This is a genomic window from Luteimonas sp. RIT-PG2_3, from assembly GCF_054902115.1.
In genome coordinates this window covers 296225-313474 of the sequence record NZ_JBUBPF010000002.1, presented here as the reverse complement: position 1 = coordinate 313474, position 17250 = coordinate 296225, and the positions used below count along the sequence as shown (strand labels likewise).

The following is a 17250-nucleotide window of genomic DNA, read 5'->3' as shown; positions in this document are numbered from 1 at the left end:
ACGCGGCGATGGTCGATCAGGATGGTGCGATCGCGGGATGCGCGGGCGGGCGCGCGGTCAGAAGCGGTAGTCGAATCCGACCTGGAAGTAGCGCCCGCGCAGATCGTACTGGCTGAAATCGTACGGTGCGCGCACGCCCGGGAACGAGGCGTCGTACGGCGGCGCTTCGTCCAGCAGGTTCTCGACCTTGGCATACAGCGTCAGGCCTTCGATGCCCTTCCAGCCCAGGTACAGGTCGAACTGCTCGTAGGCATCGACGCGCGACTGCGCGGCGCGGACCACGGCCGAGCTGCTCAACTGGTCGTAGCCGCTGGTGTGCAGCCATGCCAGGCGGGTATCGAAATCGCCGAAGGTCCATGCCAGCTGCGTCGTACCCTTGTTGCGCGGCAGCGACGGTCCACGGTTGCTGCCGGCGTACTCGACCAGCGCGCCGCCGGTGGTCACCGGGCGACGGTACTCGAGCACGTGAGTCCAGGCCGACGAGAGCACGAAGTCGCCCACGCTGTCGGTCGACCAGGCCTGGCGCAGCTCGGCATCGATGCCCGAGGTCTTGAGCTCGCTGAGGTTCTGGTAACGGTTGTAGACCGCCAGCAGCTTGCCGCGCGCGTCACGCAGCACATTGGCCGCGTCGCCATTGGCGACCAGGTCGGTGGTGTTGGCGGTGCCGATCAGGTTGTCGAGCTCGATGCGGTACCAGTCCAGTGTCAGGTTGCCGCCCTGCCACGGCGACAGCACTGCGCCCAGGTTGAAGCTGCGGGTGCGCTCGGGTTCGAGCGCGGTGTTGCCGATCGTGAAGAAGGTCGGCGACTGGCGTGAACCGGGCTGATCCGGATCGAACGGATCGACGACGGTACCGTAGGAGATGTTGGTGCTGGACGAGTTCTCCGACAGCGACGGGGCGCGGAAACCGCGACCGGCAGAGGCGCGCAGCAGCAGCTTCTCGCTGAGCTGCCAGCGCAGGCCGGCCTTCGGCGAGAACGCGCTGCCGAAGTCGCTGTAGTGATCGAAGCGGCCGGCGGCATTGAACTCGAGGGTGTCGGTCAACGGCAGGCTCAGCTCGGCATAGGTCGCCGCGACTTCGCGCGAGCCGTTGACTTCGGCGATCGCCGGGCGGATCTGCAGGCCGGCATCGATCTGCCAGGGGTTCAGCGACACCAGCGATTCGCTGCGCCATTCGACGCCGGTCGCGAAGCCGACCGAACGGCCACGGAACTGCGCGATCTCGCCGCTGAGCTTGAAGTCCAGGCCCTGCAGCTTGGAGTCGGCCGGGCGCAGCGTCGACAGCGCGATCGAGTCGATGACCGCCTGCGGCGTCGACGACGGATCGTGCAGGTTGTAGGTGCCATTCTGCAGCGCCGCGAACAGGCCGAAGCGATTGGCAAAACCACCGGCGACGAGCTCGCGTTCCTTGCTGCGCGCCGCGAAGCCGGCGAACTCCCAATCCCAGCGCTCACCGCTGCCGCGCAGGCCGGTCAGGACGCGCCAGGCATCGGAGCGGTTGGTCTTCAGGGACTGGCCGAGGTCGAAGAACGTGTATTGCAGTTCGACATCGCGGCCATAGGGGTTGTAGGGGTTGGCAGCCGGCAGGATCGACGGCACGCCTTCGGCCAGGCCGGTGTCGGCGTTCAGGGCGAAGCGGCCCGACTCCAGCGTGAAGTACGGACTGCTGCCGAAGATCGACTCGCCACGCATGCGGCTGTACAGCGCCTCGGCGAAGGCCTCGACGTTGTCGGTCAGCCGGAACGTGCCGCGCGCGAACGCCTGGTAGCGCTCGGTGCCGGGGATCAACGTGGTGTACGGCGCCAGGTTGATGGCGCAGGTGTTGCCGGCCAGTCCGTCGATCGGCGCGCTGGCGGTCAGGGTCATGCCATCGGGGCAGTTGCCGTTGCCATCAAGCACCGGCACCGAGGCACCGTTGATGAGGAAGCGCGCGCCACGTGCGCTCCAGCCGTTCCACTGTCCGTTCGGCTGGCCGGTGTAGATGCCCGAGCGGGTCAGGTCGCGTTCGTCCTGGTCCAGGCGTTCGCGGTTGTAGCCTTCGAGGCTGAAGAACACGTTGTAGCGATCGGTGTCGAGGTCGCCGAAGCCGCCGACGACGCGGGCACGCTGCGTCTGCAGGCCGCCCTGGTCGGCGATGCCGGCGCTGCCACCGACTTCAAGCCCTTCGAAGTTCTGCCGGGTGATGATGTTGATGACGCCGGCGATGGCATCGGAGCCATAGATGGCCGATGCACCGTCCTTCAGCACTTCGATGCGCTCGACGGCGACCAGCGGCAGGGCATTGATGTTGACGAAGGTGTCGGACAGGCCGCCATTCGGGAAGCCGTAGTTGGCCAGGCGCCGGCCATTGAGCAGCACCAGCGTGTTCTTCTGCGACAGGCCACGCAGGCCGATGCCGGCGGCGCCGGACGACCAGCCGCTGTTCTGGGTTTCGTTGCTGGCGTTGCCGGTGTTGGCCGACAGCGAGCGCAGGTAGTCGCCGACGGTGGCCTTGGCGGTGGTGGCCAGTTCTTCGCGCGAGATCACCTGGACCGGATTGGAGGCTTCGGCCTCGGCGCGGCGGATATTGGAGCCGGTCACGACGACGGTCGACAGGGTCTTGCTGTCGGAGGCGTCACTGCCGGCCTGGCCTGGGCCGGCCTGCCCCAATGTGTCCTGGGCGGATGCGGTGACGGGGAGGGCAAGCGCAGTCGCGATGGCGAGCGCGATCGGTGACACGGAACGATTGAAAGACATCGGATGCACGGCGAGGCGGGCGGGGTAGTGAGCCATCCCGCACCGCAGCACAGAAATGTTCTTTGGTCATGTCGTGATGACATTCGTTCCCGTCGCGACGGGTTGACAGCCTCATCAACGACGGCAGGCCGCGGGCTCGCGGACATCGCAGCGCCAGGAGTGCGGCGTCGACAGGTCGCGCGCGCGCCTGTCTGTCGAAGACATCGCCCCATCCGACATCAGTGCGTCGTCTCGGCTGGGGATTGCGGAGAGCGGGCCATGGATGGCCCGCGGCGGCGAGTCAGCCATGGGTGAGCAGGGGCTGCTTGCGCGGCACTGCCGCGCAGCCCCTGCGAACGCCCGGCGTGCTGCGCCGGGCCGGACCGGGCCGCGTAGCGGCACGGGCTGACCGAGCCGAGCAGCAAGCCCTGGACGGGGGCGACGCAGCTTCCGAAGCCGAAAATGTGTCTGCTTCGCGTCGCTTTGAAGAGCAAAAGGGCGAAAGCCGGATCACAGGTGTCAGATGTGCAGCGGCGTGTCGGGCTACAGCTGCTCTTCCCTCGGTCAGGGCATCCTGCCCTGACTCGGGCGCACGCCATCCATCGCGTGCTCGGCGCAGCCTTCGCCCGACCCGCCACTACTGCGAGCGTCAGGATTGCAGCTTCGGCAGGTTATCGGCGCATACCCACCATCGAAGACCTCGGCCCATCCAACACCAGTGCGTCGCCTCGGCCGGAAATTGCGGAGAGCGGGCCATGGATGGCCCGCGGCGGCGAGTCAGCCATGGGTGAGCAGGGGCTGCTTGCGCGGCACTGCCGCGCAGCCCATGCGAACGCCCGGCGTGCTTCGCCGGGCCGGACCGGGCCGCACTAGCGGCACGGGCTGACCGAGCCGAGGAGCAATTCCTGGACGGGGCGATGTGGCTTCCGAAGCCGACGAACCCAAGCCATTGCCCTCAACTCCGAGCAAACAGAACTCAAAAGCAGATTCGTCGAACCCGGACTTGCAGCGCCGGGTCGGGCTGCGGTTGCTCTTCCCTCGGTCAGGGCATCCTGCCCTGACTCGGGCGCACACCATCCATGGCGTGCTCGGCGCAACCTCCGCCCAACCCGCCACTGCCGCGAGCTTCAGGAATGCGGCCTCGGTAGGTCTGGCACGTCCTCGCCTTCGAAGACCTCGGCCCATCCGACACCAGTGCGTCGCCTCGGCCGGGGATTGCGGAGAGCGGGCCATGGATGGCCCGCGGCGGCGAGTCAGCCAAGGATGGCTGACCGAGCCGAGGAGTAATCCCTGGACGGGGCGATGCAGCTTCCGAAGCCAACAATGTGTCTGCTTTGCTTCGCTTAGAAGAGGAAAAAGCAAACGCCGGATCGCCGGTGCTGGATTTGTAGCGGAGTGTCGGGCTGCGGCTGCTCTTCCCTCGGTCAGGGCATCCTGCCCTGACTCGGGTGCACGCCATCCATGGCGTGCTCGGCGCAACCTCCGCCCAACCCGCCACTGCCGCCAGCGTCGTGAGTGCGGCCTCAGCAGGCCTGTCGCGTCCTCGCCTTAGAAGACCTCGGCCCATGCGAACGCCCGGCGTGCTTCACCGAGCCGGAGAGGGCAGCGTAGCGGCACGGGCTGACCGCACCGAGCAGCAAGCCCTGGACGGGGAGACGCAGCTTCCGAAGCCGACCAAGCCCATCCTTTGATAAAAGAAGAAAAACCCTCAGAAGCCGCCGCCCGCGTCCAGCCAGGCTTGTTCATCCGGCGTATTGACCCGCCCCAACACATGGTTGCGGTGCGGGAAGCGGCCGAAGGTCTCGATGACCTTCAGATGCTGGTGCGCGTAATCCTGGTATTGGCGATTGCCAAGCGTCGCGAACAGCGCGACCGAGCGCTGCTGGTCGGCGAGCGCCTCGGAATGCTCGAACGGCAAGTAGACAAAGGCACGCAGTTCCGGATCGACCTGGGCATCGAGCCCCGCGTCGACCGCAACACCCGCGACATGCAGCGCCAGCGGATCGGTCGCGAAGGCATGCGCACTGCCACGGAAGATGTTGCGCGGAATCTGGTCGAGCAACAGCAACAACGCCAGAATGCCATCGGCATCGCCCCGCCAGCCGTCCAGTTCCCGGCGCGCGGCAGCGTGGTGCGCGTCACGGAACTGTTCGCGGCACTCGACATCGAAAGCGTCGCCGCCGTTGAACCACTTGGCCAACCCCGCGCTGCGCCAGAACCCGATGATGTCCTGCGGCTTGATCGACGGGGCTACAGACGTGAGGGAGGCGGATGCTTGCGCTGAGGATGTGTTCATGGCGCCAGCATACCCAATGCCAGCGCTACCGCTGACCACGCCTCGTTCACGCTGCGTGCGCGTGCCGACGCGGATGGCGCACGACTACTCGTCGAAACGCAGGTGGCGCACCGATTTGCCGTGGCGGCGGATCAGCTTCAGGGCCTCGATGCCGATGTGGATGTGGCGCTCCACGAAATCCGCGCTGACCTTCGCATCGGAGGCCTCGGTCTTGACACCTTCCGGCACCATCGGCTGGTCGCTGACCAGCAGCAGCGCCCCGGCAGGAATACGGTTGGCGAAACCCGCCGCGAAGATCGTCGCGGTTTCCATGTCCACGCCCATGCAGCGCATCAGCCGCAGGCGCTCCTTGAACGCATCGTCGTGTTCCCAGACGCGGCGGTTGGTGGTGTAGACCGTGCCGGTCCAGTAGTCGTGGCCGAGGTCACGGATCATCGTCGACACCGCACGCTGCAATGCAAAGGCAGGCAGCGCAGGCACCTCCGGCAACAGGTAATCGTTGGACGTGCCCTCGCCCCGGATCGCCGCGATCGGCAGCACCAGGTCGCCGAGCTGGTTCTTCTTCTTCAGTCCGCCGCATTTGCCGAGGAACAGCACGGCCTTGGGCATGATGGCCGACAACAGGTCCATCATCGTCGCAGCGTTTGGGCTGCCCATGCCGAAATTGATCATCGTGATGCCATCGATGGTGGCACTGGGCATCGGACGGTCCAGGCCCACGACCTCGGCACCGGTCAAGCGGCTGAAATGCCCCAGGTAACCGCCGAAGTTGGTCAGCAGGATGTGTTCGCCGAACTGGTCGAGCGGCACGCCGGTGTAGCGCGGCAACCAGTTGCCAACGATCTGTTCCTTGTCCTTCATGACGCCTCCATTGCCCTCGCACGCGCCTGCCCGTGCCTGCGGCGGCCATTCTGTCACAGGCCGCGCGGACCCAAGCCGAGGACCCCAAGCCCTGATCGCAGGCCGGCACCGAGGGCACCGCCCCGGCTTGGCCCGCGCCGCCATCGCGGCTACTGTGTCGGGATCATCCGGGGAGACCACCATGCTACGACCCTCTTTCCAGCCACTGGCCGCGGCATTGGCCGTCGTGCTGCTGGCCGGCTGCGCGCATACCCGCAGCCAGGACGCCGCGCCCGCGTCCACGTCATCGTCCACCTCGACGGCGCAGGACGCCCCCTACCCCAGCCAGTACCGCGTCATCGCATCGCCGCCGGTGCTGATCAGCGGCGCGACCGTGCTGGTCGGCAATGGCCAGCGGCTCGAAGGCGCGGACGTACTGCTGCAGGATGGCAGGATCGTCGCCGTCGGCACCGGTCTCAGCGCACCGGCCAATGCCACCCGCGTCGACGGCACCGGCAAGTGGGTCACGCCCGGCCTGATCGACGTGCACTCGCACCTGGGTGTCTACCCCAGCCCCGGCGCAAACGCGCACAGCGACGGCAACGAAGCCACCGCGCCGGTGACCGCACAGGTCTGGGCCGAGCATTCCGTGTGGCCGCAGGATCCCGGCTTCGCCGCGGCGCTGGCCGGCGGCATCACCTCGCTGCAGATCCTGCCCGGCTCGGCCAACCTGGTCGGCGGACGCGGCGTCACCTTGAAGAACGTTTACGCGACGTCCGTGCAGGCGATGAAATTCCCCGATGCGCCGCATGGCCTGAAGATGGCCTGCGGCGAGAACCCCAAGCGCGTCTACGGCCAGAAGGGCGGCCCGGCGACGCGCATGGGCAATGTCGCCGGCTACCGCGCGGCCTTCATCGACGCCGCCGAATACGCACGCAAGCGCGACGGCAAGGATCCCGGCAAGCGCGACCTCAAACTGGACACGCTGTCCGGCGCGATGAACGGCGACGTGCTGGTGCACATCCACTGCTACCGCGCCGACGAGATGGCGGTGATGATCGACCTGGCCAAGGAATTCAATTTCCGCATCGCCGCTTTCCATCATGGCGTCGAGGCCTACAAGCTGTCCGACCGCTTGGCCGCCGAAGGCATCTGCGGCGCGCTGTGGGCCGACTGGTGGGGCTTCAAGATGGAAGCCTGGGACGGCATCCAGGAAAACATCGCGATGGTCGACCGTCCGGCCGGCAGCTGCGCGATCGTGCATTCCGATTCCGAGGAAGGCATCCAGCGGCTCAACCAGGAAGCGGCCAAGGTCATTGCCAATGCGCGCCGCGTCGGCATCGAGATCGCGCCGGAACGCGCGATCCGCTGGCTGACCGAGAACGCAGCGAAGTCGCTGGGCGTGCTGGAACGCACCGGCACGCTGGAGGCCGGCAAGATGGGCGACGTGGTGCTTTGGAACGGCAATCCCTTCAGCGTCTACGCACAGGCAGAACAGGTCTGGATCGACGGCGCGCATGTCTACGACCGCAAGGACCGCTCACGCCAGCCGGTATCCGACTTCCTGCTTGGCCAGCCGCTGGCCGGAGGTGCGAAATGAACGGCCGCCTCTCCACCCGCGTGCTGACGCTCGCGCTGCTCGCCTGCACCAGTCTGGCCGCGTCCGCGCAGGACGTGCTGATCCGCAACGCCACCGTGCACACCGCCAGCGCGCGCGGCACGCTGGAAGGCAGCGACGTGCTGGTCCGCAACGGCCGCATCGCGGCGATCGGCCAGGGTCTGTCCGCCGACGGCGTGCAGGTCGTCGATGCCCAGGGCCAGCCGCTGACGCCGACGTTCTTCGGCGGCATCACCGGCATCGGCGTCGAGGAAGTCACCGGCGAGGATGCGACCACCGACGCCCGCCTCGCGCTCGGCAATGGCGCCAAGGACATCACGGTGCGGCCGGAGTTCGACGTGACCCTGGCCTACAACCCGGACTCGATCCTGGTGCCGATCACGCGCGTCGAAGGTATCGGCTTCACCCTGCTCAGCGCGGCCAGCGTACCCGGCGGTTCGATTATCGGCGGCCAGGGCGCGGTGCTGCGCCTCGATGGCAGCCCCGACCCGGCCGGCCCGAAGGCGCTGTTCCTGTCGCTGGGCAGCAGCGCGGCCAACCTCAGCGGCAGCTCGCGCGCAGGCCAGTGGCTGTTGCTGGACCAGCTGGTCGACGAACTGCGCGGACGCATCACATCGGACTCACAGTTCGCGCTGCTGACGCCGGCCGGACGCACCGCGCTGGCGCGCTATGTCGATGGCGGCGGTCGCATCGTGGTCTACGTGCATCGCGCCTCCGACATCCGCCAGCTGCTGCGCTGGTCGCAGAAGCACAAGCTGCGCATCGCCATCGCCGGCGGCGCCGAAGCCTGGAAGCTCGCACCGCAACTGGCCGCCGCCAACGTGCCGGTCTTCGTCGATCCGCTGGTCAACCTGCCCTCCGACTTCGATCAGCTGGGCGCCACGCTGGAGAATGCCGCGCGCCTGCAGGCGGCCGGTGTCAGCGTCGGCTTCTCGCAGTCCAACGACGCCTCACACAACGCGCGCAAGGTGCGCCAGCTCGCCGGCAACGCGGTCGCCAACGGCCTGCCGTGGCAGGACGGTCTGGCCGGACTGACGCGGATCCCCGCCGAGACCTTCGGCGTCGGCGACCAGTTGGGCAGCATCGCCGTCGGCAAGACCGCGGACCTGGTGTTGTGGACCGGCGATCCGCTGGACGTCGCCAACACCGCACGCCAGGTCTGGTTCAACGGTCGCGCGATCGACATGCGCTCGCGCCAGACCGAACTGCGCGACCGCTACCTGCGCGGCACGCCGTCGGCGGAATCGGGCCAGTTGCCATTGGCCTATCCGGCCCGCGTGCAGTAAGCGGCACTGCCGGCAGCCTGACTGCCGGCCATTTGAGGGAGCGCCCACGGGCGCGAAAAGAAGCGTCGCAACGATCGAAGACCGTTCGCGGCCATGGCCGCTCCACACGCACAAGGGAGCGGCACTCAACGCAGATCAGGGTGTTGGCGCGGCCGTCGCCTGTGTCGGCAATGCATCGTAGAAGCCGCCGACCAGTTCGATGAAGCGCGCCGGCTGTTCGGTATGCAGGAAATGCGCACTGTCGTCGAAAGTGACCTGGCGCGCACCATAGCGTTCGGCCAGTCCGTACTGGCTCTGGTGCCAGACCTTCAGGAAATCATTGCCATCGCCACGCTTGAGGATGCCCGCCGACAGCACCAGCGCGGGAACGCGCGGCGTCACCTGCAGGTCGCGGACCTGGGCTTCGGTCGCTTCCAGCGCGGAGAACTCACGCGCCTGCGGACGCGCCAGCACCAGCACGTACTTCACCCACCAGGGGTCGGCACAGTGCTCGGCTCCCAGCGTCGCGATGCAACGCAACTGGAAGTCGGATGCGCGGGCATCGTCGAACACCAGCCCGGCGACGTCCTGCGGATACTGCGCCGCGTAGTACTCGGCAATCAGTCCGCCCAGCGAATGGCCGACCAGGACATACGGGCCGGGCACGCCGGTTTCGCGCAGCAGGCCATGCAACTCGGCAGCCATCGTCGCGGCATCGCGCGGACCCTCGGGCGCGGCGTCGCTGCCGCAATACCCCAGCCGGCTGTAGGTGATGACCTGGCCGTGTTCCGCCAGTCCGGCCAGGACCGACGCGAACGTCATCTGGCTGTTGCCAAGGCCGGTGATCAACACCATCGTCGGGCGACCTTCGCCGGCCTCGCCGCTCAGCGACCAGGCCACGCGCTTGCCATCGACCATCGCGGTTCGGACCTCTGCCGGGAACGGAGGATCGGATGAGCAGCCACTGCGCTTGATCATCACGAACAGGCCAATCACCGCGACCACCAGCAGCAGCGCCACCGTGATCAGCGCAATCTTCAGCCAGCGCGGTACGCGCAACGGCGTCATCGTCGGCAACATCAGTTCTGCTCCCGCAGCAGGCGCAGAGTATTGGTGCCGGCGATCGAGGCCTTGATGGCCATGCCGCCGGGCTCGAATTCGATCCGCAACGGGCGCCGGGACCCGACGTCGCTGTCGAACGCGCCCTTGGCACCCCGCTTGAGCACCACCTGTTCACCGCCCTCGGGCGTGAACGGCGAGGTGATCGTCACGCGCAGGCGCTCGCCCTCGACCGGGGCAAGCTGGTACTGCGTGTCCTGCTCGGCGGCGACGAAGCGGCCCGCCACTTCCGGCATCGGCGCACCGTCCTTCCACAGCGACGTACCGGTGACCAGATCGGCGATCGCGTCGGCCCGCACGTTCGGATTCCAGTCGCCACGGTTGCACAGCACGACGACCGCGAGGCGATGTTCGGGCAGGCGCAGGAACTGGGTGCGGAACGCTTCCGCGCCACCCGCGTGTTCGACCACCGTCTGGCCGTCGCGGACACCCACCAGCAGGCCACCGGCATAGGCCAGCCCCGGTAGGCGATCGGCCGGCTTGCCATCGGACAGGACGCCCGGCTGCAACATGATCTTGCGGACCGCATCGGTCCAGACCTTGTGGCCCACGGCAATGTCGTATTCGTACTTGGCAAAATCGTCGGCACTGATCATCAGGCCGCCGGAACCGCCGATCGCCGGATAGGTATCGCGCAGCACGTAGCCATCGCCTTCGGGCACGTAGCCGTGCGCGATGCCCGCGCCCTGCCGGCGCTTGCCGGCGAGGAAGTCCCCATCGCGCATGCCCATCGGGCGCAGGATGTTCGCCGACACGTACTCGGGAAATGCCGTCCCCGACACCCGCTCGACCAGTTCCGCCAGCAGCAGGTAGCCCCCATTGGAATAGCTGAAACGCGTACCCGGCGTAAAGGCGGTGGCGGGCTGCGCGTAGATCATCCCCAGCGCCTGGCGCTTCTCCAGCGAACCCCAGTCGGACACGCCCAGCAGGCCTGCAACGCCCAACCAGTCGGCGATGCCCGAGGTATGGTTGAGCAGCATCCGCGGGGTGATCGTCGCCTCGTACTGCGGCAGCTCCGGCAGATAGCGGCGCACGTCGCCGTCGAGATCGATCTTGCCTGCGACAGCCAGTTGCGCGACCGCGAGCGCGGTGAACTGCTTGGAGACCGACGCCGCGTAGAACAGCGTGCGCTGGTCGAGCGGCTTGCCACTGGCCAGGTCCGCCGCGCCGGACGCGACCGCGAACAGCTGGCGACCATCGCGGAATGCCGACGCGGTACAACCGGGCGCCGCCAGGCCAGCCGGATCGGCGATGACGCGCCTGACAGCATCGAGATCGATGGCCGCATCGGGCGCCACCGGTTTCGGGTCCGCCGCCATCCCCTGCCCGGCGTACAGACACAGGGACATCGCCAGCATCAACATCGACTTCATCGGTTTTGCCTTTCTGGAGTCATCAGAAAACAGTAGGGGTCAAGCAACTGCGGCGCCTGCCGGAGCAGGCGCCGCAGCGTCATTGCAAAGCAGGCGCGGCGTTGGCCGCGCGGTCACGCACGCTCATCCAGCGGTCAGAACCGGTAGTCGAACGACACACCGACCGTGCGCGGTTGCAGCATCACGCCGTTCCAGCGGGTCAGCACCGCCGAACCATACATGGTCCGGCTGGCGGCAGTGAAGGTGTCCTCGTTGGTGGCATTGGTGACGAAGAAGCGCCACGTCGTGTTCTGGCTGCTCACCTGGGCCGTCAGATCCAGGAGGCTGTAGCTGTCCAGATCGACCGACTGCGCCGCCGCCACCGAGAGCGGACGTTCGCCGTAGTAGCGCAGCGCGCCGCCCACGCCCCAGACCCATTCGCCGGACGTCGGGAACTCATAGAACGCCTGCAGACTGCCCGTCCATTCCGGCACCTGCGGCAGCGGGGTACCCGCCGGCGCCTGGCCGGGAATCGGCGAGGTCAACTCGGCGTCTGTATATGCCAGGCTGGCACTCAGGCGCAGACCGTCCACCGGCATCAGCGAGCCGGTGAATTCCACGCCCTGGCTGCGGGCGCCACCACCATTGAGGCCATAGGAAATGCCCTGCGCCGTGGCCAGATTCAGGCGGATGTCCTCCCAGTTGATCCGGAACGCTGCCACTTCCACCAGGGCGCGACGCTCCCACAGATGGGTCTTCAGGCCCAACTCGTAGTTGGTCAGGGTGTCCGAATCGACCTGCCGCGGAACCTCGGAGGCGTTCGCGATCAACGGGTTCGGACTGCCGGCGCGATAGCCGGTCGCAGCCCGCAGGTACAGCATGCTGTCCTTGCCGAAGAAGTAGCGCGGGCTGACGCTCCACGTGGTCACGCTCTCCGACGAGTTGCCCACGTAGGCCTGTCCACCGCCCAGCAGGCCGCCCAGGCGCTGGTCGAAGACCTGGTCGTTCTGGGCATAGCGCAGACCCAACGCGAGGTCGAACTTGTCGTTGAACTTCCACGTCGTGTTGCCGAACAGTGCCTTTTCGCGATAGTTGGTCAACACGCTGGCGGTGAAAATCGAAGCCACCGGGTTCCAGGTCGGATTCAATGCATCTCCGAACTCGATGTAATCGGCGTCTTCATCGGTGTAGAACGCGCCGACCTGCCATTCCAGGCGGCCGCCACCCTTGGACGTCAGACGGAACTCCTGGGTCAACTTGGTCAGGCTGATGTCGGTATCGAGCGCCGCATACGCCACGACCGGGCCGACGCCGGGGACGCCGCCCAGCAACGGCACGTATTCGGCCGACAGGTCCTGCAGGCGCCAGGTGTTGGAATCCATCCAACTGGTGGACGAGCTGAAATCGGCCCAACCCAGGTCCCAGTCCACGCTCAACCCGTAGATGTCCGTGTCGATCGTGCTCGGCTGCATGAACAGGAACTCGTTGGCGTGACCCGGCAGCTTGGGCTCCAGGGTGACCCGATCAAGCGCGATGGTGGCGATGTTGTCGCCCTTGTTCTTCTGGGTCAGGGCGGACAGCATCACCTCGACCGTCTCGCTCGGCTTCCACAGCAAAGCCAGACGACCAGCGTTCTGGCTCACGTCGTTGGTGTCGCGACGGCGCAGCACAGTGTTGTCGACCCAGCCCGGCGTGGTCTGTTCGGCATAGCTGACACGCAGGGCCAGCTTGCCGTCGATCAGCGGCGCATTGATGGCCGCGCGGCCGGCATAGCCGACTTCGCCACCATCATCGATGACGCTGACGGTGCCACCGGCACGACCTTCGAAGTTCTCGAGATCAGGCCGCTTGGCCACGTACTTGACCAGGCCGCCGAGCGCGCTGGCGCCGTAGAGGGTGCCCTGCGGACCGCGCAGCACTTCAACGCTCTGCAGATCGTAGGGCAGCATGTCGAAGATGCCGGAGGTGCCGCCCGACAGCGAGCCATTGGGCGTCAACGGGATGTCGTCGACATAGATCGCGGTCGATGCCGTGTTGCCCATCGGCATGATGCCGCGGATCGCAACCAGCGTGCGCCCGGGCCAACCCAGGCTGGACACCTGCAGACCGGGAACCAGACCCGCGAGATTGTTGACGTTGTTGACCTGCAGGCGATCGAGCTGCTCTTCGCCGATGACGCTGATCGACATCGGAATCTCGGTCACCACCTGCACGCGCTTCTGCGCGGTCGCGGTCACGGTCTCGAGCGTCTGCACACCCTCGCGACTGGTCGGGGCGGTCGCATCCTGCGCCAATGCCGTCGCACTGCAGGCCAGGGCCAGGACGCCTGCGGCGCAGGCCAACGACAACGTGGTGATTCGGGGCGAGCGGTTACTCATGGTGGTGGCGTCTCGATATCGGAGGTGGAAGCCCGGGGTCGGGGGCAGGAAGGCGGTCGTCGTGCGGGGGAATCGGTCGTAACAAGGCGGAACAAGGCGCGAGGCATCCAGACGGGTGGTCGCGCAAAAGCGGTGACGAATTCTGCGGTGCCCGGCCGTCCGGGACTGGACGCTGTGGTCAGCGGCCCCGGTAGCCGATGCCGTGACTGTCTGTCATCCGCAGCTGCCATCCTGGGCGCCGCGGTGCGCGGTCGTTCAGGACCGTCGCGGGCAGGTGCCAAGGATCTGATGGGTTCGTGACACTGGCTGCTCCTGAAGAAGGTGGCTGTGCAAACCTATTTAGGCTAAAATAGTCCCAATCAGAGAATTGTCAATCTCTCGCCTGCACGCTGCTGATGACCGGCGAAGCGGGAGAGGATGTGCCGAGCCGGAAAAGCTGAAGGACTGACCGCATCCAAGCGATCGGATCGTGCCGGGACACGGCGGAACCCTTGATGCCCCTGCAACCCAGGCGCGCCGCTTACGTTCGTCCCGAGCATAGGCACGCCCCCGGAAGCGCTCCAATGAATATCGTCGAAGGAGGCATAACCCCAGGTTATGCCCTGTGGCGCCCCACGCTTGCGTCAGGACGCGCGCAGCCCACCGCCGCGCCGGAACCTCACGACGCGACCCGGGGCCGCAGGCCGCCAGACCTGGGCCTGGAGCGGGGAGAATCGGGGCGGGGTCGAGGCGACCCCGCGGCCTTGCCGGAGCGTCAGAAGCGCGCCTTCAAGCGGAGGTAGTAATAGCCACCATTGAAGCCGAACGGGCTCGACGGGCTGTACTTGATCGATCCCCAGGGATTGTTGGCGGCGCTGACTTCATCGGGATAGGTGTCGAAGACGTTGTTGGCTCCGATCGTGACTTCATAGCGCTCGCCGATACGCCGCGTCGCACTGACATCGGTGATCCACTTCGCGCCATAGGCCTGATCGAAGATCGGATTGGCGCTGGCGATGGCGTACTGGCCGTGGCGCATGGTGCGGGCGAACAGCGACCAGTCACCCAGGCTGTAGTTGGCCGACAGATTGATATTGCGACGCGGCAGCGAGTTGGCATACGACAGCAGAGGAGCTCGGTTGATCAGCGGGATGTCGGTGATCTCCTTGAGCGCATCCGGGCTGTCGGTGACGCGGGTGATCTTGCGGTTGTTGAGATTGATCGCCGTGGTCAGGGTCAGCTTGCCACCGTGGTCGAACTCGACGTTGTAGCGACCGGTCAAATCCAGACCACGGACCCGTGAATCGAGCGCATTGGTCATGAAGCTGGCGCCCTGCACATTCGGAAAGCCATTGGCCGCAAAGAACGCCCGGGCCTTGGCATCGTTGAAGATGCTCGACGCGGTCAGCTGGTCCTTGACGTCGACCTGGTACAGATCCGCGGTGAAGTCGAACCTGTCCCCGAGCTGGAAGGTCGCACCGAAGCTGACGCTGACCGACTCTTCCGGCGACAGGTCCGCCGCTCCCATCAAACGACCGACCGCACTGGTCGGCGGGAAGCGGCGGGTCACGAAGGACTGACCGTCGAAGAAGTTCGACTCGGTGCTGGTGTAGTAGCTGTCGACCAGGGTGGGCGCGCGGAATCCGGTGCTGGCGCTACCACGCAAGGCGAACTGCGGATTGATTTCGTAGCGGAACGACAGCTTACCGTCGAGGGTGTTGCCGAAGTCGCTGTAGCGCTCGAAGCGCGCAGCGCCGGACACGGTCAGGCGATCGAAGAACAAAGCTTCAGCGTCGACGTACAGCGCATAGTTGCTGCGATCGACATCGACCACGTCCTCCGGACGGATGCCGCCGAAGCCCTGCGATCCACCCGCAGCCACGCCGCCGGCGTTCGGTCCGTCGAGAATCGGCACGCCCCCATGCTGGTAACTGGCCAGCGAACCGGCCTCGGTCTTGAACGCATCCCAGCGGTACTCGGCACCCATCGCCAGGTACAGGGGCGACTGCCAGCCCAGATCCACGGCGCGGCTCAGATCGAAGTTGGTCACGGCTTGCTGCACGGCGTACTTGCCGGCGTAGAACTCGGTCGGGCTCGCGGTGCCCATCGAGGCATTGACGGTGTTCTTCGGATACGGACGGGTGTTGTTGGTACCCCAGCCCTGACTGGCGTCGAGGTTCCACTCGCCGAGCATGCCCTTGATGCCGACAAACAGCGACGCATCGGACACGATACCCAGCATGCTCGGCTGGAAGCCGTCGGGATGGATCTCGCGGACGTTGTTGTTGTCCTTCGGAGTACGGAACACGAACGGCGTCTCGACCTCGCGGCGCGATCCGCCGCCGAAGGCGTACAGATCAAAATCCCCGACCGGCAGCTCGGCATTGAAGAACACACCGGCCTCTTCGCTCTTCGGGTCGCCAATACGGTAGGTGCGCTTGCGGTCGATGGTCGCCTCACGCGGATCCAGCATATCGCCAGGCAGCAGCACCGGGGTGTGATCGGTGGCGCTGACGGTCGGGAAGATGATCGGCTGGCCATTGCGCTGACCGAAGTACATCTGCCGCTTGTCATAGCCCTGCCGGTTGGTGGTGTCACGGTGCCGGTAGTACAGCGAGGTGTGCAGAAAGCCGCCATCGCCGATCTCGAAGCCATGGTCGAGATTGGTCTCGACCGTGGATCCGTCACCCTTGTAGGTCTGACCGACGGTCGTGCTGACCTCGGTACCCAGGTCCTTGCGCAGGATCACGTTGACCACGCCGGCGATCGCGTCCGACCCATACTGCGCCGCCGCGCCGTCGCGCAGCACCTCGATACGGCTGATCGCGGTGGGCGGCAGGGCATTGAAGTCGACTGCCGCATTGGACGCATTGACGCCGAAATGCCGGCGCTTGCCATTGACCAGCACTAACACCTGCGAGGCATTGAGGCCGCGCATCGTCAGACGGCGCTGGAAGGCGTTGCTCGAGGACGTGTTGGTCGGCGGGAAGTTCACCGACGGGACCAGTGCGGCCAGCGCCGAAGGCGTGTCGCTGTAGCCGCCACTGCGCAGGTCTTCCTGCGAGAGGACGTCGATCGGCACGGGCGACTCGAGCACGGTGCGATTGTTGAAACGCGTACCGGTGGCCACCACGGTATCCAGCGTGGCCGGCTCGCCAGATGTGGGCGTCGCGGCCGGCGCAACCTGTGCATCGACCTGCTTGTCATCGAGCACGTCAGCCGGAATGGCGACGTCATTGCCCAACGCCACGCCCGACAGACCGGACAACAACACCGCCGACACCAGCCAGGCCAGAGGATTGACGCGACAGCGCAAGCGCGCGCCGTTGGATGATGTAGCAAAGAGTGCGGCGTGGTCGTGGTGGTGGCGTGGCACGGGCTTCTCCAGAAGACGGAACATGGCGTTGTGCAGACGTATCCAGGCGCTGATGATTCGCACATGTTTCGAATACGTTCATTTCGAGCATAGGTAGCCATTTCCAGGGCTTCCAATGAATATCCACCGAGTTGCCATAACGCCAGGTTATCCATACCGATGCGAACGTCGCACTGCGCGATGCGTTGTACGCGCGTGCGTATACACGGCTCTCTCGCCCGTTCGCAATATGGAAAAATCGGGCGTTGCGCAGGACATCGTGTTTGTTTTCAGCCATGCGATTGCATCACGCTACATACGGCGACATCGGCA

The 17250-nt window shown here is 66.3% G+C and carries 9 protein-coding genes; 2 read left to right on the top strand and 7 right to left on the bottom strand.

The genetic code is table 11. The annotated features are described in order from the left end of the window. Positions 1-57: 57 nt before the first annotated feature. The 3 genes from ACYX7E_RS04220 to ACYX7E_RS04210 all read right to left on the bottom strand — a co-directional run bounded on the left by ACYX7E_RS04220 (position 58) and on the right by ACYX7E_RS04210 (position 5872). Positions 58-2718 (bottom strand): TonB-dependent receptor plug domain-containing protein, encoded by a 2661-nt coding sequence (locus tag ACYX7E_RS04220; RefSeq protein WP_462079309.1) that lies wholly within the window; start codon positions 2716-2718, stop codon positions 58-60. A 1705-nt stretch (positions 2719-4423) separates the two neighbouring features. Beyond that, positions 4424-5011, bottom strand: coding sequence for a DUF924 family protein (locus ACYX7E_RS04215; protein ID WP_462079308.1), 588 nt, complete (start codon positions 5009-5011; stop codon positions 4424-4426). Positions 5012-5095: 84 nt separating this feature from the next. Next, the gene (locus ACYX7E_RS04210; RefSeq protein ID WP_462079307.1) at positions 5096-5872 is read right to left on the bottom strand and encodes an AMP nucleosidase; all 777 of its coding nucleotides are present in this window, start codon (positions 5870-5872) and stop codon (positions 5096-5098) included. Positions 5873-6053: 181 nt separating this feature from the next. On the opposite strand from ACYX7E_RS04210, the gene ACYX7E_RS04205 reads away from it, so the two are divergent. Beyond that, positions 6054-7451: an amidohydrolase gene (locus ACYX7E_RS04205; protein WP_462079306.1), complete on the top strand. Its 1398-nt coding sequence runs from the start codon at positions 6054-6056 to the stop codon at positions 7449-7451. Then, positions 7448-8755 (top strand): amidohydrolase family protein, encoded by a 1308-nt coding sequence (locus ACYX7E_RS04200; protein WP_462079305.1) that lies wholly within the window; start codon positions 7448-7450, stop codon positions 8753-8755. The genes ACYX7E_RS04205 and ACYX7E_RS04200 overlap by 4 nt, the downstream gene beginning before the upstream one ends. A 135-nt stretch (positions 8756-8890) precedes the next feature. Here the strand turns inward: ACYX7E_RS04200 and ACYX7E_RS04195 are convergent, their stop codons facing one another. The 4 genes from ACYX7E_RS04195 to ACYX7E_RS04180 all read right to left on the bottom strand — a co-directional run bounded on the left by ACYX7E_RS04195 (position 8891) and on the right by ACYX7E_RS04180 (position 16938). Next, entirely contained in the window at positions 8891-9814 is a 924-nt protein-coding gene (locus ACYX7E_RS04195; RefSeq protein WP_462079304.1) for an alpha/beta fold hydrolase, read from the bottom strand. After that, positions 9814-11226: a serine hydrolase domain-containing protein gene (locus ACYX7E_RS04190; protein ID WP_462079303.1), complete on the bottom strand. Its 1413-nt coding sequence runs from the start codon at positions 11224-11226 to the stop codon at positions 9814-9816. Before ACYX7E_RS04190 ends, ACYX7E_RS04195 begins: the two co-directional genes overlap by 1 nt. 134 nt (positions 11227-11360) lie before the next feature. Beyond that, positions 11361-13583: a TonB-dependent receptor gene (locus tag ACYX7E_RS04185; RefSeq protein WP_462079302.1), complete on the bottom strand. Its 2223-nt coding sequence runs from the start codon at positions 13581-13583 to the stop codon at positions 11361-11363. A 754-nt stretch (positions 13584-14337) separates the two neighbouring features. Then, complete coding sequence (locus tag ACYX7E_RS04180) at positions 14338-16938, bottom strand: TonB-dependent receptor plug domain-containing protein (RefSeq protein ID WP_462079301.1); 2601 nt, start codon at positions 16936-16938, stop codon at positions 14338-14340. Between the last annotated feature and the right edge of the window lie 312 nt (positions 16939-17250).

What these genes read in the sequence shown, in the direction of transcription:
- ACYX7E_RS04200 (WP_462079305.1), top strand. Translation starts at nt 7,448, where the DNA reads ATGAACGGCCGCCTCTCCACCCGCGTGCTGACGCTCGCGCTGCTCGCC.
- ACYX7E_RS04210 (WP_462079307.1), bottom strand. Translation starts at nt 5,872, where the DNA reads ATGAAGGACAAGGAACAGATCGTTGGCAACTGGTTGCCGCGCTACACC.
- ACYX7E_RS04215 (WP_462079308.1), bottom strand. Translation starts at nt 5,011, where the DNA reads ATGAACACATCCTCAGCGCAAGCATCCGCCTCCCTCACGTCTGTAGCC.
- ACYX7E_RS04185 (WP_462079302.1), bottom strand. Translation starts at nt 13,583, where the DNA reads ATGAGTAACCGCTCGCCCCGAATCACCACGTTGTCGTTGGCCTGCGCC.
- ACYX7E_RS04190 (WP_462079303.1), bottom strand. Translation starts at nt 11,226, where the DNA reads ATGAAGTCGATGTTGATGCTGGCGATGTCCCTGTGTCTGTACGCCGGG.
- ACYX7E_RS04195 (WP_462079304.1), bottom strand. Translation starts at nt 9,814, where the DNA reads ATGTTGCCGACGATGACGCCGTTGCGCGTACCGCGCTGGCTGAAGATT.
- ACYX7E_RS04205 (WP_462079306.1), top strand. Translation starts at nt 6,054, where the DNA reads ATGCTACGACCCTCTTTCCAGCCACTGGCCGCGGCATTGGCCGTCGTG.